General features: G+C 55.5%; 21 protein-coding genes. 8 read left to right on the top strand and 13 right to left on the bottom strand.

What is annotated here, in order from left to right; all coding sequences use genetic code 11:
- Window positions 1–17: 17 nt before the first annotated feature.
- The 3 genes from AC222A_RS07060 to AC222A_RS07050 are packed head-to-tail and all read left to right on the top strand — an operon-like array spanning window position 18 to window position 4,248.
- Window positions 18–1,898, top strand: coding sequence for an adenylate/guanylate cyclase domain-containing protein (locus AC222A_RS07060; protein ID WP_372749442.1), 1,881 nt, complete (start codon window positions 18–20; stop codon window positions 1,896–1,898).
- Between the two features lie 34 nt (window positions 1,899–1,932).
- Window positions 1,933–2,304 (top strand): response regulator, encoded by a 372-nt coding sequence (locus tag AC222A_RS07055; RefSeq protein WP_372749443.1) that lies wholly within the window; start codon window positions 1,933–1,935, stop codon window positions 2,302–2,304.
- Window positions 2,305–2,307: 3 nt separating this feature from the next.
- Complete coding sequence (locus tag AC222A_RS07050) at window positions 2,308–4,248, top strand: response regulator (RefSeq protein ID WP_486774793.1); 1,941 nt, start codon at window positions 2,308–2,310, stop codon at window positions 4,246–4,248.
- On the opposite strand, the gene AC222A_RS07045 is transcribed toward AC222A_RS07050, so the two are convergent.
- From AC222A_RS07045 to rpsU, 5 genes are all read right to left on the bottom strand, one after another.
- Entirely contained in the window at window positions 4,226–4,702 is a 477-nt protein-coding gene (locus AC222A_RS07045) for a hypothetical protein (RefSeq protein ID WP_372750442.1), read from the bottom strand. The two genes, AC222A_RS07050 and AC222A_RS07045, sit on opposite strands and share 23 nt — an antisense overlap.
- A 213-nt stretch (window positions 4,703–4,915) precedes the next feature.
- Window positions 4,916–6,706 (bottom strand): RNA polymerase sigma factor RpoD, encoded by a 1,791-nt coding sequence (gene rpoD / locus AC222A_RS07040; protein WP_372764382.1) that lies wholly within the window; start codon window positions 6,704–6,706, stop codon window positions 4,916–4,918.
- 184 nt (window positions 6,707–6,890) lie between these two features.
- Complete coding sequence (dnaG, locus tag AC222A_RS07035; RefSeq protein ID WP_486774792.1) at window positions 6,891–8,678, bottom strand: DNA primase; 1,788 nt, start codon at window positions 8,676–8,678, stop codon at window positions 6,891–6,893.
- Between the two features lie 113 nt (window positions 8,679–8,791).
- Entirely contained in the window at window positions 8,792–9,244 is a 453-nt protein-coding gene (locus AC222A_RS07030; protein WP_372749013.1) for a GatB/YqeY domain-containing protein, read from the bottom strand.
- 13 nt (window positions 9,245–9,257) lie between these two features.
- Complete coding sequence (gene rpsU, locus AC222A_RS07025; protein WP_372749014.1) at window positions 9,258–9,473, bottom strand: 30S ribosomal protein S21; 216 nt, start codon at window positions 9,471–9,473, stop codon at window positions 9,258–9,260.
- Window positions 9,474–9,685: 212 nt separating this feature from the next.
- Between rpsU and tsaD the strand changes: the two genes are divergently transcribed.
- From tsaD to folK, 3 genes are read left to right on the top strand one after another with little or no spacing between them, the layout of a single operon-like run.
- The gene (gene tsaD, locus AC222A_RS07020; RefSeq protein WP_372749019.1) at window positions 9,686–10,738 is read left to right on the top strand and encodes a tRNA (adenosine(37)-N6)-threonylcarbamoyltransferase complex transferase subunit TsaD; all 1,053 of its coding nucleotides are present in this window, start codon (window positions 9,686–9,688) and stop codon (window positions 10,736–10,738) included.
- Window positions 10,735–11,106 carry a dihydroneopterin aldolase gene (gene folB / locus AC222A_RS07015; protein WP_372809941.1) on the top strand — a complete coding sequence of 124 codons (372 nt, stop codon included), beginning with the start codon at window positions 10,735–10,737 and terminating at the stop codon, window positions 11,104–11,106. The genes tsaD and folB overlap by 4 nt, the downstream gene beginning before the upstream one ends.
- Entirely contained in the window at window positions 11,099–11,614 is a 516-nt protein-coding gene (folK, locus tag AC222A_RS07010; protein WP_486774791.1) for a 2-amino-4-hydroxy-6-hydroxymethyldihydropteridine diphosphokinase, read from the top strand. The genes folB and folK overlap by 8 nt, the downstream gene beginning before the upstream one ends.
- Here folK and AC222A_RS07005 read toward each other — a convergent pair.
- Window positions 11,606–12,352 carry a pteridine reductase gene (locus AC222A_RS07005; protein ID WP_486774790.1) on the bottom strand — a complete coding sequence of 249 codons (747 nt, stop codon included), beginning with the start codon at window positions 12,350–12,352 and terminating at the stop codon, window positions 11,606–11,608. The genes folK and AC222A_RS07005 overlap by 9 nt on opposite strands.
- 2 nt (window positions 12,353–12,354) lie before the next feature.
- Window positions 12,355–13,449, bottom strand: coding sequence for a tRNA nucleotidyltransferase/poly(A) polymerase-related protein (locus tag AC222A_RS07000; protein ID WP_372797096.1), 1,095 nt, complete (start codon window positions 13,447–13,449; stop codon window positions 12,355–12,357).
- 319 nt (window positions 13,450–13,768) lie between these two features.
- Here AC222A_RS07000 and AC222A_RS06995 point away from each other — a divergent pair, with 319 nt between their 5' ends.
- Complete coding sequence (locus AC222A_RS06995) at window positions 13,769–16,093, top strand: hypothetical protein (protein ID WP_486774789.1); 2,325 nt, start codon at window positions 13,769–13,771, stop codon at window positions 16,091–16,093.
- Between the two features lie 71 nt (window positions 16,094–16,164).
- Complete coding sequence (locus AC222A_RS06990; RefSeq protein WP_486774788.1) at window positions 16,165–17,253, top strand: hypothetical protein; 1,089 nt, start codon at window positions 16,165–16,167, stop codon at window positions 17,251–17,253.
- Here the strand turns inward: AC222A_RS06990 and AC222A_RS06985 are convergent.
- The 6 genes from AC222A_RS06985 to AC222A_RS06960 are packed head-to-tail and all read right to left on the bottom strand — an operon-like array spanning window position 17,237 to window position 23,936.
- Entirely contained in the window at window positions 17,237–18,058 is an 822-nt protein-coding gene (locus AC222A_RS06985; RefSeq protein WP_372759210.1) for a symmetrical bis(5'-nucleosyl)-tetraphosphatase, read from the bottom strand. The genes AC222A_RS06990 and AC222A_RS06985 overlap by 17 nt on opposite strands.
- Before the next feature lie 2 nt (window positions 18,059–18,060).
- Window positions 18,061–18,444, bottom strand: a complete 384-nt coding sequence (apaG, locus tag AC222A_RS06980) for a Co2+/Mg2+ efflux protein ApaG (RefSeq protein ID WP_372749105.1) — start codon at window positions 18,442–18,444, stop codon at window positions 18,061–18,063.
- A 6-nt stretch (window positions 18,445–18,450) separates the two neighbouring features.
- Window positions 18,451–19,251, bottom strand: a complete 801-nt coding sequence (rsmA, locus tag AC222A_RS06975; RefSeq protein ID WP_486774787.1) for a 16S rRNA (adenine(1518)-N(6)/adenine(1519)-N(6))-dimethyltransferase RsmA — start codon at window positions 19,249–19,251, stop codon at window positions 18,451–18,453.
- Window positions 19,248–20,234 (bottom strand): 4-hydroxythreonine-4-phosphate dehydrogenase PdxA, encoded by a 987-nt coding sequence (gene pdxA, locus AC222A_RS06970; RefSeq protein WP_486774786.1) that lies wholly within the window; start codon window positions 20,232–20,234, stop codon window positions 19,248–19,250. The genes rsmA and pdxA overlap by 4 nt, the downstream gene beginning before the upstream one ends.
- Window positions 20,235–20,239: 5 nt before the next feature.
- The gene (locus AC222A_RS06965; RefSeq protein ID WP_372763830.1) at window positions 20,240–21,505 is read right to left on the bottom strand and encodes a peptidylprolyl isomerase; all 1,266 of its coding nucleotides are present in this window, start codon (window positions 21,503–21,505) and stop codon (window positions 20,240–20,242) included.
- Window positions 21,498–23,936, bottom strand: coding sequence for an LPS-assembly protein LptD (locus AC222A_RS06960; protein ID WP_372748839.1), 2,439 nt, complete (start codon window positions 23,934–23,936; stop codon window positions 21,498–21,500). The genes AC222A_RS06965 and AC222A_RS06960 overlap by 8 nt, the downstream gene beginning before the upstream one ends.
- Between the last annotated feature and the right edge of the window lie 70 nt (window positions 23,937–24,006).

The following is a 24,006-nucleotide window of genomic DNA, read 5'->3' as shown; positions in this document are numbered from 1 at the left end:
AATTGACGGTATTGGCGGTGGCAAAAGCAATAACATCCCAGCAGGATCACTTGTGCCAAAGCTTGCATGGTGCGGCCAAGCAGATCATTGAGCATGCGACTGAGGTGGTTCGGCATTTTGACGAACGCCAACAGCTGGAGCATCGTGAGGATGCTGGGCGCGTGCTGGACGCTGGGCGGGATCTTCAAGTATTTGTTCGCGATCTGGCGCAGATGTTGGAGCGCGGCGAATCCTTTGCGTCGTTGCGCCACGATATCCGCAATACCGTGGGGTTGGTCAGTGGTTACGCGGAAATTCTGGAAGACGAGGTAGCCCATCCGTCGCCCGCCATGAATGACCTGAAGGCCATTCTCAAGCACACCGAACATTTTCTCGCCACCCTCGACGCGTTGTCCGCCCTGGATACCGAGCTGTCGGCAGACTCCTCTCCGGTCGAAGACCTGATAAACAGTTTAAATGCCACCGCAGCCTCGCGTACCGAGGCCACCTTTGGCCGCAAAGTGTTGCTGGTGGATGACAACGACAGTAACCGCGAGCTGGTTGGGTTGCAGCTCAATCGGCTGGGCATCGAAGTGGCCGAGGCTAGAACTGGCAATGAAGCTTTGGCAGCCCTTGCGACCAAATCGATTGATTTAGTGCTGCTGGACCTGATTCTTCCAGACATCAACGGCTACGACCTGTTGCGTCGGATTAAGCAGGACAAGAACTGGCGTCATCTGGCGATCATTATTATCAGCGGGGTGAAGGACGAGCAGAGTGCCCTGCGCTGTTTGGAAGCAGGTGCTTCCGACTACATTGTAAAACCGGTTAACGCGACGCTGCTGCGAGCCCGGGTTGGTGCCTTGCTGGAGCGTAAGGTTTGGGAGGATAAGGAATCTGCCTACCTGTCCAATCTTGAGGCGAGTTACGATTTTATCCGCAAAGTCTTTGGGCGCTACCTGTCTAACGATGTGATGCAGCGTCTGCTCTACGACGGCGATGGTCTGACTCTGGGTGGTGAGCGTCGAGAAGTTTCCATTTTGTTGGCGGATATTCGCAGCTTTTCAGTCATTAGCCAGCAGATCAGCCCGGAAGACTGTGTTCGCCTGTTGAACAACTATTTTGCGGTGATGACCGATATCATCATGTCCTATCAAGGGACGGTGGATGAATTTATCGGCGATGGCATTCTGGCGATATTTGGTGCGCCAGTGAATGATGAATTGCACAGCGATCACGCTGTTGCCTGTGCGCTTGAAATGCAGCGTGCGGTGCCCATGGTCAACGCCTTTAACCGCGAGAACGGCTTGCCCGACATTGATATAGGTATTGGTATCAATTCCGGTGCCGTGGTGGTGGGTAACGTCGGTTCTGAGTTGCGAACCAAGTATGGCGTAGTGGGGCACAATGTGAATATTGCCTCGCGCATTGAGAGTTGCACAGTCGGCGGTCAAGTGCTCGCCTCTGCTGAGACCCTGCAGCATATGAGGGCCACTGCCCAGTGGCGCAAAATGCTGGAGGTAGATGTGAAGGGGGCTAGTGACCCGCTGAAAATTTACGATCTCACCGCTATTGGTGAGCCGTACTCCATTAGCCTACCCAATGCCGAGCGTGAACTGGTGCCTACCACCACACCGGTTGAGCTGGAAGTGCGTTTGCTGCAGGGCGAACGCCTGTCGCAGAATGTGGGCACTGGATTGCTGGTTGCGTTTAACGGCCGGGATCTGTTGATTGAGCTGGATCTTACCTTGTGTGCGCTGGAAGAAGTGCAGCTATGCCTGCCCAGTGTTGGCGAGGAATCCATTGCCTATGCGCGGGTAATGGGAATGGACGAACAGCAGCGCTACCATGTGACCCTGACCTCCAGTATTGGAAAAATGCGGAGTCTGTTGGATCAATATCGCGAAAAATCACCATAATACGCACTGATATTTTCTTCGGGGAGCGTGTGCCTTGGCTACCATCTTGCTGGTTGAAGACGACGAAATGAATCGCGATATGCTGCGTCGGCGGCTTGTTAAGCGCGATTTTTCCGTCATTACTGCAGAGGATGGTGTGAAAGCGATAGCGGCGGCCCAGGCGCAAGCACCTGATCTGATATTGCTGGATATGAGCCTACCGCTTAAAGATGGCTGGCAAACTGCTGGCGAGCTCAAAGCGGATGCGCAGACTGCCGCGATTCCCATCATTGCCCTAACTGCCCACGCCATGGATGGTGATCGTCAGCGGGCCCTCGCTGCCGGTTGTGACGATTACGATACCAAGCCGGTGGATTTCAAACGCTTACTGGTAAAGATTCAGGCCCATCTGGACGCAGGAGCGTAATCGGTGAGCCTGACGCGTCGCCTGATTCTTTCATTTGGCGCCATTCTGGTGCTTTCTCTGATCAATATTTTTGCTCATTTGTGGGGTAGCGAACTGCGATCTGAGCTGTTTAGTGAGTTGCAGGCGGTTATGCGCGATCAGGCCGGGCTGCGTGAGTTTGAGCAGCAGCTTGATGCCATGCATCGCAAGATTCGGGTTATTGAAACACTCGGAGACACTGGAGAATCTTTGCCGATAACGGTATCTGAAGCCTCCGAGCAGTTAAATGCACTCAATGCCATGATTGCCCGATTAGCTTTTCTCGGCAGTCGGCTGGCGGATTCCCTGGAGCGCCCGGTGGTACTTGGCGGAGTCGAAACGCTGCTCTCAGATTGGCAGCTATTTCTGGCCAATCTGGCCGAAGGTGATGATATTGAGCGCCCACTGACGCTGCAGGGAGAGTACCGTGCGGCATTGCAGCAATTGGTTTCAGTGGAGTTGGCGCTGGTTGACAGAGCCTCGGCGATTAATCTGTCGCTGAACGATACGGTGGCAATGACCAACCGCATAACGTTGGGCGTGTTTATTGCGACCTTGGGGTTGACCGTCATTCTGGCATTACATCTGGTGAGCTTCACCCTGCGCTCAATCCGTAAGCTGCACGAGGGAACGCAGCAGTGGGGGCGGGGGAATCTTGATTATCAGGTGCCACCACTGGCAGGCGAGCTGGGTCAGCTGGCTGAAAGCTTTAATCATATGGCGCGCAATTTACGCACTGCCATGAATGAAGTGAAGTCGGCAAGCGCGCGAGCCGATGCGGCCAATCAGGCAAAAAGCAGTTTCCTGGCCAATATGAGCCACGAATTGCGTACGCCCATGAACGCGATTATTGGCTACAGTGAAATGCTGCTGGAAGAGGCTGAAGATGACCGTGCGGTGCCGATTGGCGAGATGCAGGCAGACCTGGAAAAGATCCTGTCGGCTGGGCAGCATTTGCTGGCGCTGATCAACGACGTGCTGGATATCTCCAAGATTGAAAGTGGCAAAATGACTGTATATCGCGAGACGGCGGACATCGAGCAGCTGATGAACGAAGTGCTGGTAACCGTTCAGCCGATGGTGGAGGCCAATGGCAATCGCCTGACCTATGATAACGCCTTGAGCGAGCAGTTAACCGAAACGGATGTGACTCGATTCCGCCAGATTGCCCTTAACCTGCTGAGCAATGCCGCGAAATTTACCCATGAAGGGGTGATCGACGTAAGCTTGCGCGATGTCGAACGCGGTGGTTTGCCATTTATTGAAATCGCCGTTACTGATAGCGGCATCGGCATGTCATCAAAGCAGATGGAGCAGGTTTTTGAGGCATTTATTCAGGCCGATTTGTCGACCTCGAAGGTTTACGGTGGCACAGGCTTGGGGTTAACGATTTCAAAGAAATTTGCGGAGTTGCTTGGCGGCGATATTCTGGTGGAAAGTACCGTGGGCCAGGGTTCCCGTTTTGCATTTTTGATGCCGAGACTTAGCGCAGGGTCGCTGCCCAATGGGGCTGCCGTCGGCACTATGACTCTTCCAGCATCCTGTCGCATACTGATTGTTGATGACGACCCTGTGGCGCGTGAACTGTGCTGTCGTCATTTGCAGCAGGCGGGCTTTCAGGTGCAGGAAGTCGCGTCAGGTGAACAGGCGCTGCAGCAGATTCAGGCAAGCCCGCCGGATCTTATTTTACTTGATGTGGTCATGCCGGAAATGGATGGCTGGCAATTGCTGGAAAAGCTGCACTCTCAGCAGTGTGACATTCCTGTGGTTATTCAATCCATGCTCGGCGAGCGAGAAATGGGCGACATCATGGGTGTTCAAGGGTATTTGGTGAAGCCTGTGGAGCGCGACATACTGCTACAAACGATAGCTGACGCGTTAGCTTCCGGCTCGGCGATAGAGCCTACTCCAGAGAGAGCTTTCTAAGCTTTTTCAGTGTTCCTTCCAGAGACTGTTTTTCATCTCGCAGGCGATCATTGCTGCGCTCACAGGTTTGTAGATGTGCGTGAGCCTTGTGTGCCTGCGCCGCGTTGTCAATTGCCAGCCGCAGTGCGCGCTGGTACAGATGCAGGTCAATGCTTGGATCGTCGGATTCCAGTTGCTCGGCGAGTAATCTGGCTTTGTCCGGTTCGCCTCGCTCAAGTTGCAAAATCGCGCCGAGCACTCGCGCTCGGACGAGCTCTGTTTCAGGTGCGGTGTCCGAGTTGGCGATGGACGAGAGAATGGGCAGCGCGGCTGTGGGTTCGCCCGCCTGAATAAAGGTGATGGCGGCCTGTAGCTCTGGCGATGGCGCTGTCGTTCCTGGCAGTGTGGAGCAGCCTGAGGCCGTAAGCAGACCAAAGCTGAGTGCTGCAACTGAGAGCCAGTGAGAAGGCGTCATCGTGTACCTGTGTGCGACGAGTGGTGAATAGCGAAGGGTGCATTATAGGGGAATTGCCCAGATTTCCTAATACGGAAACGATATTTTCTGGTGCGCCAGCGACCCTCGGGTTAGCCCTGAGGCAACATAGGCTCATAGTAACTTTGCGTTTTCAAAGAACCAAAAAAAGGCCCCGGTGGGGCCTTATTTGTATGTGCCGTTGCAGCTGTCGCGCTACTCGTCCAGAAAGCTTCGCAGGTGATCAGAGCGCGTGGGATGGCGCAGTTTGCGCAGCGCTTTGGCTTCTATCTGGCGAATGCGTTCACGGGTAACATCAAACTGCTTGCCCACTTCTTCCAGGGTATGGTCAGTGTTCATGTCGATACCAAAGCGCATTCTCAGTACTTTGGCTTCCCGCGCAGTCAGGCCTGCCAGCACGTCACGGGTAGATTCACGCAGGCCTTCGCCTGTTGCGGAGTCCACCGGTGAGGAGATGGTGGTGTCTTCGATAAAATCGCCCAGATGTGAATCTTCGTCATCGCCGATGGGAGTTTCCATGGAGATGGGCTCTTTGGCGATTTTCAGTACCTTGCGCACTTTGTCTTCGGGCATTTCCATGCGCTCACCAAGCTCTTCGGGAGTGGGTTCGCGCCCCATTTCCTGCAGCATTTGGCGAGAGATACGATTGAGCTTGTTGATGGTTTCAATCATGTGCACCGGAATACGGATGGTGCGGGCCTGATCCGCAATGGAGCGGGTGATGGCCTGACGTATCCACCAGGTCGCGTAGGTGGAGAATTTGTAGCCGCGGCGGTACTCGAATTTGTCGACCGCTTTCATCAGGCCGATGTTGCCTTCCTGGATCAGGTCGAGGAATTGCAGGCCGCGGTTGGTGTACTTCTTGGCGATGGAGATAACCAGTCGCAGGTTGGCCTCTACCATTTCCTTTTTGGCGCGGCGGGCACGGGCCTCACCAATGGACATGCGGCGGTTGATTTCCTTGATGTCGGCGATGGTCAGGTCGTAACCGGCCTCTACCAGTGAAATCTTCTTTTGCAGGCGGATAACGTCTTCGCTCACTTGCTCTAATGCAGGGTGGGCTTTGAAGTGGGTCTTGATCCAATCGGTATTGGTTTCGTTGCCCTGGAAGTCGCGAATAAATGTTTTGCGATCCATTTTGCCGGTCATGACGCACAGGCGCATGATTTCGCGCTCAAGCACACGGATGTCGCTCAGTGTGCTGCGAACGGCTTCAGTCAGTGGCTCAAACAGTGCCGGGGTAAGCTTGAGGTATTTGAATGCCTCTGCCAGTTTGGCCAGCTCTTTCGCTGTCTGCTTGCTGTAGCGACCATGTTTGGCGACCGACTTGTTGACACCTTCCATGTGTTTGCGAATTTCGCCAAAGCGACGAGCGGCTTCTTCGGGGTCGGGGCCTGAGTCGCCGCCTTCGTCGTCATCATCGTTGTTAGCGGCGTTTGCAGCGGCAACTTCGGCCGGTGTTGGCACGTCGTCAGCGGGATCAAGGTAGCCGCTGATAATATCGCCCAGGCGACGCTCTTCAAGCGCGACCTTGTCGTAATCTTCGAGAATGCGTTCCACGGTGCCGGGGAAGTAAGCCAGCGCTGACATCACTTCTCGAATGCCTTCTTCGATGCGTTTGGCGATAACGATTTCGCCTTCACGCGTCAGCAGCTCGACCGTACCCATTTCACGCATATACATGCGCACAGGGTCGGTTGTGCGTCCGGCTTCGGATTCCACGGCAGCGAGCGCAGCGGCGGCTTCAGCGGCGGCGATATCGTCCGGGGAGTCGCTGCCAGCCATCAACAGGGTGTCGGCGTCGGGTGCGTTTTCGAACACCTGGATACCCATGTCGTTGATCATCTGAATAATTTCTTCAACCTGATCCGGATCTGAGATATCTTCCGGCAGGTGATCATTCACTTCGGCATAGGTGATGTAGCCCTGTTCTTTGCCTTTGGCAATCAGGTGCTTGAGTCTGGATTGTCGCTGAGATGTACTCATTAGTCCTCGGTGCTCGTGGTATCTTTCTGAGCCATGAGTCGACATGCAATTTTCAGCCCAAAATAAGCTGCTGAAAAGCACAGGGTCTGGCCCAGGGCAAATAGCCGCGCATTATACCTGATGGGCCCCTTCGGCCACCAGTGGCGACGGTCACTTTCTCTGATGAGGGGTATGGCTGGTAAGTTCAATCTCCGTGAGCTTTTCTTTGCAGCATTTCGCGTAATTTTTGCTTGTCGTCTTCGCTAAGCTCAGCGTAGTTCGCATTGCGTAGTTTGTCGACTGTCAGCCGCAGCTCAGACTGGTGCTGTTGTTTGTGCAGGTGGCTGAGGCATTCTTTGAGTGCCAGTGCGGCTTTTTCGGCATCATAATTGGGTTTTTCCAGGCTGAGAGCGCGGGTCAGGACTTCGCCTTCCGGTTGCCCTTGCCAGTGGCCGAGAAGCATTGCTGTACTGCTTTCAGGGCGTTTTCGCAGCAGTGCGAGCACGCTTTCAAGGGTTTTCTGGTAGGGATTGTTCAGTGCCGGCAGGGCTTCGTCGAACAGAGCGTTGGCGCTGGCCGGATGCAACAGCAGCAGGCTGATCATATACAGCAGTGTGTCACGCTTGCTCTCCGGCAGTGAAGGGGTAGGTGGCTTTTGTCTCGGCTCCTGGCGTGGCGGAGGTTCTGCTTCTGCCGGCGGATTGTGTTCGAGCACATTTTGCAGTGCGGTGGCGGTGAGGCCGGTACGCTTGGCCAGGTCACCGAGCATCAACTCACGGTATACACCTGCTGGCAAGCGCTGAATGAGTGGGGCGGCGAGCTTGCTGAGCCGCGCTTTGCCCTCGAGCGAATCGATATTGAGCCCGGCACCCAGCGCGTCGAAAAAATGGGTTTCCAGCGGCGTGGCATTGAGAATCAGGTTCTCAAAGCGGGTGGTGCCAATCGTTCTGACCTGTGTGTCCGGATCTTCGCCTTCTGGCATAAACAGAAAGCGTGCCTGGCGGCCGTCTTCCATCAGCGGAAGCACGGTCTCCATGGCTCGCCGGGCGGCCTTGCGGCCAGCTTCGTCGCCGTCGAAGCAGAACACGACTTCAGGGCAATAGCGGAAAACTTTCCGCAGGTGGTCTTCGCTGGTGGCGGTACCGAGCGTGGCTACGGCGTAGTGAATGCCGTGCTGGGCCAGGGCGACCACATCCATATAGCCCTCCACAATGACTAGGCGTTCCAGGTTGCGCACGGTTTTGCGCGCCTGATACAGGCCGTAGAGCTCTTTGCCCTTGTGGAAGATATCCGTTTCCGGGGAATTCAGGTATTTGGGTTTGTCATCGCCCAGAACTCGTCCGCCAAAGGCGACGACCTGTCCTCGGTTGTCGAGAATCGGAAACATGATGCGATCGCGAAATCGATCGTAGCATTTGTCGTCGCTGCTGATCAGCATGCCGGCGTCTATCAGCAGCTGGCGTGTGCTGTCGTCGCTTGCCAGGGCCTTCATCAGGTTGTCCCAGCCTGGGGGGGCAAAGCCGATCTGGAAGGCTTTAGCGATTTCGCCCGACAGGCCGCGTTTGACGAGGTAGTCTTTTGCACGCTGGCTGTCGCGGTGTTCCTTCAGTTGTTTCTGGTAGAAGCGGGCGGCCTGCTCCATAAGGCCGTGCAGGTCTTTGCGGCGCGCCACTTTTTCGGGCTTTTCAGTGCGCTCCTTCGGCACTTCCAGGCCGGCCACCATGGCCAATGTGTCCACCGCCTGTGGAAAATCTTGGCGCTCATATTCCATGAGGAAGCCAATGGCATTGCCGCCGGCTCCGCAGCCAAAGCAGTAATAGAACTGTTTGTCCGGGTTGACGCTGAATGAGGGCGTCTTTTCGTCGTGGAAGGGGCAGAGGGCGGAATAATTTTGCCCGGTTTTTCGCAGAGGCACGCGGCGATCGATCACCTCGACAATGTCGATGCGCGCCAGAAGTTCATCAATGAAATGTTGTGGAATCAGGCCTGCCATACTGCCCGGGGATGTGTTTTATGGAGTGACAGGGAGAATAGCACAGTGGCAGGTCTTCCCCGAAGGTCTATTCGCGGTGGAGGACTTTTTGCAATGTTTTGCAAAGTAGGGGGTTACTGCAGTCGGGCTTTGACCCGCTGGCTGACCTGGCCTACGTCGGCGCGGCCTTGAATTTGCGGTTTGAGAATGGCCATCACCTGGCCCATGCCCTTGATGGAGTCAGCGCCGGATTCTGCCACGGCTTGGTCAATCAGGGTGTCTAGCTCGGTATCGGTCAGCGGTTGCGGCAAAAATGACTGAATAACATCAATTTCGGCCTGTTCTTTGTCGGCCAGTTCCTGGCGTCCCGCGTCGGTATACTGCTTGATTGAGTCGCGGCGTTGCTTGCACATTTTGTCAAGTACAGCGAGGCCGCGCGCATCATCAACTTCGATGCGCTCGTCAACCTCAATACGCTTGAAATCGGCAAGGATCAGCCGGATGGCAGACAGGCGCTCTTTGTCTTTGGCCTTCATGGCCACTTTCATCGCCTCGGTAATCGTGGCTTTGAGCTGGTTGTCTGCCATCGTCAGGAGGGTATCAGTACAGGCGCTGCTGTTTTTTCATCTCGCGGCTGACTTTCTTGGCGTGGCGTTTTACCGCTGCCGCAGCCTTGCGCTTGCGTACCGACGTGGGCTTTTCGTAAAACTCACGACGACGGACTTCTGCCAGGACGCCAGCTTTCTCACAGGAGCGCTTAAAACGTCGCAGGGCGATATCAAATGGTTCGTTTTCTTTGACTTTAACAAAAGGCATTCACAGTACCTATCCGGATAATTCTTTCAGCTACCCGCCAAAAACAAAATGACGAGTTCCCAAGGGCCGGGAATTCTAAACGCACAAAGCCCAAAAAGCAAAGCGAAAACTGGAACTTGGCTGGTTCTCTGCCTCATGAGCCAGTAAGATGCGCGCAAATAGGGCAATCTGCGTAAATATTGGCAATTGCCAGTGACGAAAAGCAGTTGGAGATGCCGGTGACGGTACAACGGGTTTTGGGAATTGAAAGCTCCTGCGACGAGACAGGGGTGGCCCTGTACGACGCTGAAAAAGGCTTATTGGCCCATGCATTGTATTCTCAGGTCAGTCTGCACGAGGAATTTGGCGGGGTAGTACCGGAACTGGCCTCGCGCGATCATGTGCGAAAGCTCGCGCCGCTGGTGCGTGAAGTCATGCGTGAAGCGGGCTGTCAGTCTTCAGATATTGACGCAATCGCGTTCACTCAGGGCCCGGGACTGGCCGGCGCGTTGATGGTGGGGGCCTGTTTCGGTCGCTCGTTGGCCTATGGCTGGGGTGTGCCGGCGCTGGGTGTTCACCATATGGAAGGGCATCTGCTCGCGCCAATGCTGGAAGCCGATCGCCCCGATTTTCCTTTTATTGCATTGCTGGTTTCCGGCGGACATACCCAGCTGGTGCGGGTGGATGGCGTGGGCCGTTACCAATTGCTGGGTGAATCGCTGGACGATGCGGCGGGTGAAGCCTTCGATAAGGCGGCCAAAATGATGGAACTCGGTTACCCTGGTGGCCCCAAGCTGGCGGCGCTTGCTGATCAGGGGAACGCGGAACGGTTTGATTTTCCGCGCCCTATGGTCAACCGGCCCGGTCTTGATTTCAGCTTCAGCGGCCTTAAGACCTTCACGTTGAACACGGTGGCTGCGTGCAGGGCCGAATCGGGTCTGACTGACCAGGATAAGGCCGATATTGCCGCTGCCTTTCAGGCGGCGGTAATTGGTACGCTGGTTATTAAATGTCGCCGAGCCCTGAAGCAGGAGGGGCTGAACCAGCTGGTGATTGCGGGCGGCGTCAGTGCAAATCGGCAGTTACGCGCCGCGCTGTCAGATGAAATGAGCAAACTCCGGGGGCGGGTGTTCTACCCGCGGCCGGCCTTTTGTACCGATAACGGCGCGATGATCGCCTATGCCGGGTACTGTCGCTTGGCGGCGGGCCTTAGCGACGATCTGAAGGTTACGGTGCGGCCGCGCTGGCCGATGACTGAGCTTGATGCGGTGGAGGCGGCTAAATGAGCGCGCCGACGGGCGACAAAATCCTGATTCGGGAGCTTCGGGTTAGGGCAATTATTGGTGTTCACCCGTGGGAGCGCCGCATTCCTCAGCTATTACTGCTGGATCTGGATTTGTCGGTAGATATTAAGGCAGCGGCTGCAACTGAGGACCTGTCTCATACCGTGGATTATGCGGCGGTGTCGGAGCGGCTCACTCACTATATTCAGTTAGAGAAGTTTCACTTGATAGAAACCCTGGCCGAAAGGTGTGCAGCGCTGGTGCTGGCGGAGTTCGCGGTGCAGACCGTCACCTTTCGGGTCAGCAAACCGGAGGCCGTGCCCAGTGCGCGAACTGTCAGCGTAGAGATTGTCCGGCAGCGCGATGACTGACGTTTTTATCGGCGTAGGTAGCAACATTAACCGCGAGGAGAATATCCTCAGTGGAATTAAAACGCTGCACGAGCAGTTTGGGCATTTGCGCCTTTCACCCCTTTATAGCAGTGCGGCGGTGGGCTTTGAAGGCGACGACTTCCTCAACCTTGTTGTGGGTTTTAGTACGGTGCTTACAGTAGGCGAGTTGAGTCAACGGCTGCGTGATATCGAGCGATGCCATGGCCGCGCTAACGATGCTCCCAAATTCAGCTCGCGCTCTTTGGATCTGGACATCCTGCTCTACGGGGAAACTGTAGGAGAGGTTGACGGGGTTGTGTTGCCGCGCGCGGAAGTATTGTTCAATGCCTTTGTGCTGCAACCCCTTGCAGATATCGCTCCTCAGTCCTGTCACCCAGTGTCGGGGCAAGCCTACGGTGAGTTATGGCGTGCGATGGCAGCGCAAAACCGTCAGCGACTGGAGCCTTACCACGGGCTCGATAATGCGCTGGCCCGCATTTTACTGTGACAGTGTCCGCCCGCCATCCACGGCGATGATTTGACCGGTAACGTAGGGCGCATCGCACACCAGAAACGCAATGGTTCTCGCGATATCCTTTGGTTCTCCAATGCGTGCCAAGGGCACCTTTTCCTCAATGTTTTTGGCTTCCTGAGCCGAAAAGTCTGATTGTTCTGCGGGCATTAAGATGGCGCCCGGCGCAACCCCATTGACCCGTACTTCCGGGGCGAGCGCCTGCGCCAGTGATTGGGTCAGCATCTGCAAACCGGCTTTGGCGCAGCAGTACACCGTGTGGTCGTGCAGCGGGCGTTGGGCGTAGATATCCACCATATTCACGATGCAGCCGCCGCTCGCTTTCAGCGTGGGGGCCAACGCCTGTGACAGAAACAGTGGTGCTTTGAGATTGCTGGCGAACAGGGCGTCGAAATCTGCTTCGCTAATCGTGCCCACGGGTGTGGGGTAAAAATCTGATGCGTTATTGATCAGAGTGTCGATGCGACCATAGTGCGCGCTGGCAGCGTGCGCCAGACTAATAATACCGCCGGGTGCTGCAAAATCTGCGCAGAGTGTTGCGGCAGAATTGGTCCGTTTGCTGTTGAGTTCTTCGGCAAGCTTTATTGCTGCGTCGGCAGAGCGGCGATAGTGGATTAGTATACGAAAGCCGCGATCATGCAAGGTATCGCAGATTGCCCGACCGATACGTTGGGCACCACCGGTTACCAGTGCCACGGGTGAGGGGTGATTCATGGTTATTCCTGTTGTTGTTTTAAGCGAGCCAGGCGTTCGCTACGCATTGCTTCACCGAGCTCCTTTCCAGTCAAACCCTGTTCCAGAAAGGGGCGACTGTCAACGCTTTGCATAATGGCAATGGCTTCGCTCAGATGATCATAGGATTGCTGAGTGAAAAGCGTTTCTACCTGGCAGAGCGTCCGCAATAACTCTGGACGTCGCAATACATCGCACTTTTCCAGAACTGTCAGCAGTGTGTCAGCAGTTGCAGTTGCTGCCGGTAAAGGTTTGATGCGCGTGTACAACTCGGCCAGTTGGCAGACGTTCTTTGGCGCTGAGCAGGCATGGCCGAGTATTTTAATGGCCTGCGTCGACATTGATCGGGTTGCTGCGGCAAAGCGCGCTTCAATTCCTAGCTGTGCGTCATGGGAGCGTGCCAGCGCTTCCAGATTGTCGGCGTCGAGATGGTGGAGCCAATCAGGGAACAGCGCTTCCAGCGCGCCACAATCGCGTAACACGATCAGCATGATGTGGGGTGATGCTTCCATCAAACCTTTTTGCAGTTCCTGCCAGACGCGTTCTTTTGCCAGGGTTTTGAGTTCTCCGCTGTCGCTTAACGTGCGCATCAGCGCCAGTGTTTCGCTTGCGATTTCGAAGCCGAGGTAGTGGTAGCGCGCTGCAAATCGCGCGGTGCGCAGCACGCGCAGCGGGTCCTCGGCAAAGGCGGGCGATACATGGCGCAATATGCGATTTTTCAGATCCGCCTGACCACCGTATGGGTCAATGATATGCCCGTGGTTATCCATTGCCATGGCGTTGATGGTCAAATCCCGTCGCTGCAGGTCTTCTTCCAGTGTCACATCGGGGGCGGCATAGACTTCGAAGCCGTAGTAGCCGGACCCCTGTTTTCGCTCGGTCCGTGCCAACGCATATTCCTCGTGTGTTTCCGGGTGCAGAAACACGGGGAAATCCTTGCCTACCTGCTGGAAACCCTGGTCCAGCATGGCTTGGGGGGTGGCACCGACGACCACCCAGTCAATTTCTTGGACCGGCCGGTCGAGGAGCATATCGCGGACGGCACCGCCGACTTGATAGGTTTTTTCATTGAACTGCATATCTGAAAACCTGTAGGAACATTACAAATGAAAGGCTTTTGTAATAAAAAATTTTGAATAAATAATGGAATCCTTGTGAGAACTCTGCAATTCTACGCTCCATAACCAAATACTCTGCTCGGCGGTTGCTCGCGGCCCCGAGTATCGCCGATCCGCGGAGTCAATTAAATAAACGAAGACCGTCATCTGTTTTTTTGGACGTCTGTGCGCAAGCAACAGGCGCCATTGAGGGGGAATTCCGGATTTGCAGGCTGCGTCACACTACCGTGCCGGTGCTAGCAACTCTGTGAATGTAAAAGAAGCAAAATAGGACTAGATCATGCATTCAAAATCAGTATTGAAACTTGCGCCGCTGGCGTTGGCCTTGGCTACTATGGTGGGGTGTTCCGGCGGTGGCTCCAGCTCTGGCGGGGCGCCTGCTGCCGCCCAGCCGGCAGTTACAAACCTCAATGGTACCGGCTCGAAGGGGATTGTTATTGGTGGTCTCGTCAACGCCTACGCGATCAATGCCGACGGGACGAAAGGTGACAAGGTTGCCAGCGAAACCGAAACTGATGCCAAGGGGAAGTACACCCTCACTCTCAACGGCAGTTACGTTGAAGGCTCTCCAATACTGGTTGAAATCACGGCGAAAGACGGCACGCTGATGCGCTGTGACCTGGCGACTTGTGGTACCGATAAAGAAGGTAATACCGTCGTGTTTGGGCAGGACTACGTACTGGCCAGCAATTTTAGCTTGTCGGCGGTGCTGCCTAAAGCGTCTGGCACTTCTGTCTCGCTCAATATCACTCCGATTACCCAAATGGGTGCCAGTCTGGCGTTGAAGCGCATTCAAGCCGGTGCGTCCGCGTCGGATGCTGCTGCTGTTGCCAATGCGCAAGTCAAAAACCTGCTGGGTATCAAGGGCGATATTACCTCTTTGCCTGTAGTTGATATCACCGACGCTGAATCGGTCAATGCCGCTGGCGCCGACGATTTGGACTACAACCTGAAAGCTGCGGGTATTGTGCAAGCCATGCGTAAGGGCAGTTCAGGCCAGTCGGTTGAGGCGGCGCTGACAGCGTTTGTCGAGCAGTATGTCACCGATGATGGGCTGGCAGATAAGGAAGATACAGAAAGCGAGAAGCTCACTCTGCAGGAAATTCTGGCATCCGCCATTGAATTGATTGAAGAAGTCAAAAAGGTTGAAGGTGTCGAATCTGATAAGGAAGAACTCAGTCAGTCTGAAAACGAACTGAAAACCAAGGAAAGCGACAAGCGGACCAATGGCTCGACAGAGGTCAAGCAGGGTGAGGCCCCGTCAGACGTTGGCTCTGAAGGTTTGCAGGCAACAAAAGGTATGGTCAAGCAGATTCGTGATCTGGCTGCGGTAGCGGGATTGTCGGTAAACCAGCAAGCTTTTGCCAACCAAGTAGAACTCGCAGCTGAGTCGATTAAAGGTGATACACCTGCGGCAGCTGTAGGTTTGGGGCGCGCACTCGGCGCGATTGCCGAAGCATGGGAAGCGCGAAACAACGCAGAAGATGGGCAGGAGCCAAACAGTTTTGTTGCCGACGGCTTGACGGTCTCGATGACTGAGAGTGAAGGTAAAGTAACCTACACCATTGCTGAAACCACACTAAGTATTGATGAGACCGACGACGGTACCGATAACCCGGTTGACGTGGTCGTTGCGTTTACCGCCGTAGATGGAACGTCGATTTCCGAAACCGAGAGCGCGTCGCAAGACCCATACGAAGAAACCTTTGACGGCAACCTTGATCTTGTCGTCTCAGGCAGTGCATCTACAGATAAGGTAGCGATAGCGGTAACCGACGAGTCGAAATTTATCGGTACCGCCGATTTTGACTATCGCCGAGAGGGTGGTCGTGTTGAGTCCGGTACTGACGAAGGCTTTAGCGAAAACAATCGTGATCAGGGGCAGGTTGATTTAAATGCTGATTTGGTCATCAAGCTGACTCAATTGGAGCCCAGTGAACCGGGTGCGCCTACCGTGAGTTTTGAAGGTCGCATGGAGATTGATCTCGACCAATTTGCGTTCGACGAGACTCGATCTGAAGAAGCCGACTTTCAGAACAGCACCTATTCAAGTGAGGATTCTGATTCACTGTCTTTCAATGATGTGAGTTTCCTGTTCTCTGGCAACTTCGAGGATTCGAATGGAGAGTCGCTTACTGCGTCTTTCGGGGTACAGGGCGGTAACTTCAGTGAAACGTGCACTTGGTCGTATGAGCAACAGCGCTGGATGGTCGTTAAAGACGATGAGGATTGTGTCCGAAATGAAACCGAGGAAAGTTTCGCCGATGCTGCGCTGACGTTGTTGTTCAGTGTTGATCTGGCGGAGTCTGCGGACGATGTTTCGGTACAAGTGAACGCGACACGTACAAGCTTGCAAGCTGGAAAACTGGATATAGATTTGGAATACGGCGGCAGTCTGCTGGCTCTCGATTATAGTGGTGGTAATAGCGCGACCGTTAGTAACCACAACAATGTGGTTATGACGTTGACTGAGACCGAAAGCGAAGGTTCCACGCAGGTCTCCGGCAACATCACGCAAAACGGGGTGGAGTACGCTACTATCAACGAAGAGTCTGGTGCCGCGATCGAGCGCTACACCGACGGCACTTTTGAATCTGCGATGTAAGATACGCGTTAGTCGTTAAACAGGGGGAGGCAGGCGCCTCCCCCTTTTAATTTGTTTGAGAGATAACCTTGTTGAAAAAATACTATTCGAGCGGTTTGGTCTTGATGCTGCTCATTACGGCCAGTTCCCTCGCCTGGTCTGACTATCTAGACGGAATGGGGGTCTATTCTGTTTTAAGCTCTGATACCTACAGCGATGCCGCGCCGATTGAGCAGATGTTGCACGACTTGGAAGGCGCACCCGTTCGCTCGGGCGATTTCGCTTATACCCACAACCAGCTGGAGGTGGGCGTTTCGCGCGGTGATTGGGCTGCCGCTGTTTTTGTCCGCTACGATTATTTTGTCGAGTTTAATGACGACACGGTCGCGCTGGCTTACCTTAAAAAAAACAACGCTACCGCTCGCGGTGAGGCGCACTATGATATTGATCTGTCTGCCAACCATCTGCGCTCACGGGGGCTTGCTACGGCCTATCGATTTTCTGTCCACAATGATTGGACGGGGCAGGTTAAGGTCAGTTACGTGGAGGCCTGGGAGACGACCTACGGCGAGTTGAGTGGCAGTGTTATCACGCGGGACGACGATTTCTCAGCCGACTTGTACCTGGATTACAGTTACACCGAAGACACCTTTCTCAATCGACCGCGAGAGCAGGTAGATGGCAAGGGGGCAACCCTTGATCTTGAGCTTCAATGGCAGGTGAACGACAAGTTGCAATTTGGTTTCAGTAGTCGTGACCTGTTGAGCTTGATTCGCTTTGACGATGTCACGTATACCCGGGCGGTAGCCACCACCAATCGTATTAGCTACGACGAGAACGGACGCCTGAGGTCGGTACCGGCCCTTTCCGGTGAGGAACGTTATCGGAATGAAATACAGCGATTTCCCCGCCGTGTGACGCTCTCTGCAGGTTATCAGTACTGGTCGCAGTGGCGACTGCGGGGCGAGCTATTTGCGATTGATCGCTACCTGTTCCCGCGACTTGGTCTAGAGCGTGATCTGGCGCTGGGCAATCTGCACCTGGATTACGATCTTGAAGCAAAAGCCATCGGTGTAGCATTGCGTAAGCATTGGTATGCAATCCAATTGCGCACTGACCACACTAACTGGGATGAAATGGACAAGTTGGAGTTTTCGCTGCAATTCAACTGGCGTTTGTAGCTGCGCACAAACAGCGGTGGAATGCACCGCTGTCCATATTGAATAAGGTCATTTCCCGGCCCCAAACGCAACCTGTGTCCAGTGCAAGGTACTGGGGGTTGCCGGTTTTTCCCTCCAGCGCGGCCCAGTGCCCGAATATCTGCGTTTCCATGCGCTCTGCCGGCCAGGTAAACCAGGGCGCAAAGCCCGAGGGTATTTCTTCAACCCGGCCCTTGAAGCTCAGCGCCAGCGTGCCGTCCTCGGAGCAAATACGCATTCGCGTAAAGTAATTTGTGATTGTTCGAAGGCGGGGCAGGCCGGTTAGATCATCTGACCAGCGCGATGGTTCATCGCCGTACATATTGCTCAGAAAGGTATCAACCAGGGTGTCGTCTCGAAGTGCACTGCTCACTTCGTCGCTGTAGCCCAGCGCTTCGTCGGTAGACCACAGAGGCGGAATACCTGCGTGACTCATCACGTAGCGACCGCAATCGCTGCGCACGCACAGTGGCAGCGTGCGAAACCAATCCATATAGCGAGTCAGGCGCTCGGATGCGAGCAAGTCTGCCAGGCTGGCGTGCAGCCCCTGCTTTGTGGCGCCGCGCGCCAATGCAAGTGTGTGCAGGTCGTGATTGCCCAGCACAATGCGCAGCGAATCGCGCATCGGGTATAGATAGTCCAGTACCGCCAGTGAATCCGGTCCGCGATTCACCAGGTCGCCAACCAGCCACAATTCATCCTTAGCTGGCTCGAAGCCGACGTCGTCCAGCAGGCATTGAAGCGGGCTCAGGCAACCCTGCAGGTCTCCGACAGCGTAACGGGTCATGGTCAGTGAAGGGAGGAGGGTTCTACCAGCGAAAAGGCTGTGACGGGTGCAATAAAGGGGCGGCCAGATTCGCTGATCATTTCGTAGCTGCCTTCCATGGTACCGACTGCTGTCTCGATGACCGCGCCAGAGGTATAGCTGAAACTCTTGCCCGGCTCGATCAGGGGCTGTTTGCCGACAACGCCTTCCCCGCGCACTTCGGATATGCGGTTGCGGCCGTTGGTGATGATCCAGTGCCGGTTGAGCAGGCGAACCGCTTCATTACCGCTGTTGGTAATGGTAATGGTATAGGCAAACGCATAGCGGTTGTCTTCCGGGGTGGATTCGTCGGCCAGATACTGCGTGGCTACCTGAATATCAACCTGCTCGTTGGGTTTCTGTTCCATATATCCTCATTTTGCGGGGGCTGGTTCTGCCGGAGGCAGTGTATTCGCCAGTTGCACATAGTCGCGCAAGGTCAGCGTTTCTGGCCGCGCACCGGGGTCAACGCCCGCCGCTTCAATCTGCTCAGGGGTGGCGAGCTGCTTCAATGCATTGCGCAGGGTCTTGCGGCGCTGGTTGAAAGCATCCCTTACCAAACGCTGCAACAGGCCTGCATCTCTGGCCGGGTGGGGCAACTGTTCGAACGGAGTCAATTTTACCACGGCAGAGGTTACTTTGGGACGGGGGCTAAAAGCCTCTGGTGGCACCTCAAACAGCGACTCCACCTGACAGTAGTACTGAGTCATAACGCTGAGCCGCCCATAGGCCTTGCTGTTGGGGGCTGCGGCGAGTCGGTCTACCACTTCCTTTTGCAGCATGAAATGCATATCTTGCACACGTTCATGCTGTGCCAGCAGGTGGAAGATCAACGGGGTGGAAATATTGTAAGGCAGGTTACCCACGACCCGTAGTCTGGAGTCTGGATAGAAAGCGCTGAAGTCCGTTTTTAGCGCGTCGGCCTGAATCAGCGTGACCTTCGGGTTACCGGCGAACTGCCCTTGAAGAATGGGAATCAGATCGCGATCCAGCTCTACCAGCGTTAAATCCACGCCGCTGTCGGCGAGATGGCGGGTCAGGGCGCCCTGGCCTGGCCCGATTTCCACCAGTGCTTGCCCTGGTTGGGGGCCTATAGCCCGAATAATGCGGTCGATGATGCCGGTATCACAAAGGAAGTTTTGCCCGAAGCGTTTGCGGGCTCGATGTTCTGTCATAGGAGTGTTTGCTGTACCATGTGGACGGCTTGCCTGATAGCTTCCCTGAGGCTGCCGCAATCGGCGCGACCGCTGGCAGCCATATCCAGCGCTGTGCCGTGATCGACGCTGGTACGAATGATAGGCAGGCCAAGCGTGATATTCACGGCCTTGCCGAAACCCTGGTATTTAAGTACGGGCAAGCCCTGATCGTGATACATCGCCAGTACCGCATCAGCCTGCTCCAGATGTTTGGGGGTGAACGCTGTATCTGCCGGCAGTGGATCGCTTAAATTCAAGCCCTGTTGCCGCAGTGCGGCAATGACGGGAATGATCACGTCGATTTCCTCACGGCCAAGGTGGCCGCCTTCCCCGGCGTGGGGGTTTAGGCCAAGCACCAGAATGCGCGGTGCAGGCAGGCCAAATTGGCGCTCAAGGCTTTGGTGTGTAATCTGCAGCACCTGCTGCAGGCTTTGCGGGGTGATGGCATCGGCCACGGCACGCAAGGGAAGGTGCGTGGTCGCCAGCGCCACCCGGAAGTCTCCGGTTGCCAGCATCATCACCACTTTTTCAACGCCGCAGCGCTCAGCCAGAAACTCTGTATGTCCGCTGAAGGCTATTCCAGCGTCATTGATCACAGATTTCTGCACCGGCGCCGTAACCAGCGCCTGAGCAGTACCATCGCGACAGGCATCGGTGGCAACTCGCAGGGTTTCCAGCACATAGGCGGCATTGCGGGTGTCGAGCTGGCCTGGCGTGACGGGGGTGTTTAGCGCAACGGGTAGAACCTTGAGGTGGCCTGCCGGTGACGGCGCCGGAGGTCGGGATAAATCCGCCTGTTCCAGCGTTAACGTGAGCTTTAGCTGCGCTGCGCGCTGCTGCAGTAACTCGGGGTCGGCTACCGCAATCAGTTCAACGGGCCAGGCGTCAGCGGCCATCGCCAGCACGATGTCGGGCCCGATACCCGCAGGCTCTCCGGGTGTCAGGAGGATGCGCGGGATCATCGCGATTACTTGATATCCACGTATGCTTCGTCGCGAATTTTGCGCAACCAGATGTCCAGCTCTTCTTCAAACTTGCGCTCGTGAAGAATGTTGCGGGCCATATTGCGACGCAGATCCATGGTCACGTCCTGCATGCGACGATCTTCAACCTTAACGATATGCCAGCCGTAACGGGACTTGAACGGCTTGCTGATATTGCCAATTTCGGTAGATTCCATGGCTTCCTGGAACTCGGGAACCAGCTGGCCGGGGCTGGTCCAGCCCAGATCACCGCCTTCCTGAGCGGAGCCTATATCTTCAGAAAAGGATTTGGCCAGTTCATGGAATGATTCGCCTTTCTGGGCGCGCTGGCGCAGGCTGGCGGCAAGTTTTTCTGTGTCTTTCTCACTGCGAATAGCAGAAGATTTCAGCAGGATATGGCGGGCTCGGGTTTGTGCAATCACCTCGTTGTGACCGCGACTTTCCAACAGCCGTACAATATGGAAACCACTGGCACTTTCCAGCGGCTCCAGCACTTCACCGTCCTGTACGAGGCTTGCCTGAGCGGCAAATAGACTGGGCAGGTCAGGCTGTTTGCGCCATCCCAGATCACTGGCGCGCACATTGTCGGCTTTCAGCAGTGCGTCGACGTTCTTGCCGCTCTTGATGGCCTGATAGAGTTGATCCGCCTGCTTGCGCGCCTTGTTCTTCTGGGCGCTGGTGGCATCACTCGGCAGCGCAACCAGAATGTGGGCGAAGTGGTATTCGGGGGCGGTGCGTTTGCGGCCCTCTTCAGATTCCAAGTAGTTTGCGATCTCTTGGTCGGTGATCTGGATACGCTGATTTACGTTGCCACGCTGCACCTGCTGCAGCACCATTTCCCGGCGAATCTGCTCCCGGGCGGCGGCGTAGGAGGTGCCGGAGGCGTTCAGCGCTTCGCGAAACTGCTCCAGATTCATGTTGTTCTGAGCCGCAATGCGCGCCATGGCGGCGCTGAGCTGCTCATCGTTGATACGCAGTCCAACACGGTCGGCCATTTGCATCTGGATGTTTTCCAGGATCATCATGTCCATCACTTCGCGACGCACCCGCTCTTCCGGAATATCCTGTCCGGACTGGGCGATGTTGGCGCGCACCTGGGCAAGGCGGTCCTCCAGCTCACTGCGCAAAATGATGTTGTCGTCCACAATGGCGACAATCTCGTCGAGAATTTCTACGTCGGCAGTGGCGGTCAGTGGCAGTAGGCACACCGTAAGCAGGCCGAACAGGCGTTTCAGGGTCATTTTATTCATCGCGGTAACCAAAAATACTCTCTTCCAATACGCCGGTGAGCTTGTCGCCCAGTCCGCCGAGGCCTTTCAGCTGAAACTCCAGCAAAATGGCTCTATCATTTTCCAGGTCATTAGACAGGGCTGTGTGATCTGGTTCCAAGGCACGCTGATAAAGTGTTCTCACTGTCCAGCAGCAACTTTCGTAGGCAATACCAAACAGGCCTTCCAGTGTTCGATCCATCTGCAGATCATATTGCCAGCGGGCAAACAGGTGCCATTGTCGCCCCAGCGGCAGACTTGCTGAGGCGTCCAGTTGTTTGAGTTCAGGCTGGTCATCAGCATTTACGATGGTCATGCGGCGCTGGGTGTAACCGAAATTGTACAGGGTCTGAGCGTTGCCGCGATAGTGCCAGCCCAGGTGGGCCTGATTGACCCGCGCATCGTCTCGATCAAATACGGCATCGGCTGAGAACCAGTGGCGGTCGTTCGCCTGCCACTGTGCGTGGGTGGCGACGTCAGAACTGTTTTCCTTGCGGCGCGCGGCCGAGCCGCCAGCGGTGGCGGTGGCATTGCCCGGATGACGGTAGCTGGTGGTGCCGGGAATGATAATGCTGCTTTTGAGCAGGGTCGGGTCGGTGGTGGCTGTGCCGGCCACAACGGTCTCGGGCAGGGTGACCTGACGATCTTCGAAATAGAATGCCTGACCAATGCCCAGTGTCAGCCGCTCCCGGCCTGTATTCTTGTCATAAAAAGACGATGACAGGCCCACGGCCAGCTGTCGCACATCGTCTAGCCGGTCATAACCGGTAAAGCGTGAGTCGCGGAACAGTTGGTGGTAGTCGAAGGTGCGCAGGCTGGTATCAAACAGCGGTTGAGCTTCCTGGCCAGCTTCGTAGCCGTTGTAAAGATAGAAGAGTCTGGGTTCCAGTGTCTGGCGGAAGCTTCCTGCGTCGCGCTCAAATACCAGTGCGGCGTCGAGGCTGGCCATGGCGGCGGTTACTTCAGGTGACGTGTCGACCACACCATCGTCCAGTTGATAGCTTAGGTGGCGGCTTTTAAAGGTGCCGATAATATGTCCGGCACGACCAATATAGGGGAGGCGGACGCCAGCCTCGAGATAACTGCGCACACCGGTAATAAACAGGCCGCCGTCTTCCAGATTGTCTTCATGGTCGAAGGCCGTCACGTTGGCCAGAAATATCGGTTGTGGACGCAGATTGCGCACTACCGGCAGATACTCCAATGACCACTCAGGCATTTTGCGGTAGGTATCGGCGAGCCCGGCCAATTCCTGATACTGCTGAACTATCACCTTGGAGCGCCAGCGCTCGCTCTGGTAATTAACTTGGGCAGACTGGTCGAGATAGGTGGCGCGGCGAACGTTTAGCGAGGCAACGCTGAGATCTTCGAAATATTCCACGTCGCTGATTCGGTTAAACGCAATTGCGGTGGACCAGTGTTCGTTCAATGAGCCAAATTCGCTGATCCCGATCAGCCAACGGTCAATTTCTGCCTGCTTGTCGTCTTTCAGGTAGGCGGTGGAAAGCTGCCACTCGCTCCAGCGGTTCAGGTAGCGTCCCTCGGCCTCCAGCATGTCACCGCGTTCTTCCAGAAAACGCGGTGTTAATGTGAGGTCGTAATTGGGTGCCAGATTGAAATAATACGGAATCGACACGTCGAGACCGCCGTCGCTGCTGGCGAATCCTGGCCATAGCAACCCGGTCGCCCTGCGATCGTCCACCGGGAAGTCGAGCCACGGGGAGTAGAATACAGGCACGCCTTTGACCTTTAACACGGTCCCTCGAGACACGCCCCGGCCGGTTGCATAATCCAGATGAATATTGTCCGCTTCCAACATCCATGCCTCTGAATCCGGAGGGCATTGAGTATAAAAAGCGTCCCTGAGCTCCAGTTCCTGAGGCGTTGGGCGTTTAATCCGCTTTGCTTTGGCGCGCACGCCAGATTTGAAGGCGACAAATCTGGCCCGCTCGATCAAGCCCGTGCCATCGGCGCCATTAATCTTGGCGCGCTCGCCTGTGAGCATCATCTCGGGCAGGATAATGGCGACACTGTCATCAAGCAGGAACTCTTCGCTATCCCGGTCAAAGCTGGCGTTGCCCGCCTGTAAACTCAGCTGGCCTTTATGGATTATCACGTCGCCGTAAAGCTCTACTTTCGAGCCCTCCATACGGGTGCGATCGGCGCTGCCGTGAACGGGCGCTTTGTCCGGTGCCAGCTCGGCACCCGGCCAGGTGCGGGCGGGGGCCACATAGCGCCCGTCACAGCCAGTTTTTGGCGAGCAGGAGGACACTTCTTGCAACTGCTCGGCGCTGTACCAGTGCCAATTGTTCAACGCACCAGAGGGTGCGACACAGGCGGTCTGGGCGTTTGCAGCAAGGGGCAGAAGCAGCGGTGCAGTCAGTGCCAGTTTGAGGAATTTCAAAGCTTTCAAAGGCGTTAGGCTTATTCGACAAAGTTAAATGCAGGTGGATGATAATGGATTCTTTGATAGGATGCGCGCC

This window comes from Litorivivens sp. (assembly GCF_057445395.1).
The sequence above is the reverse complement of the archived record's forward strand: the minus strand, read 5'-3'. Positions and strand labels throughout refer to the sequence as shown.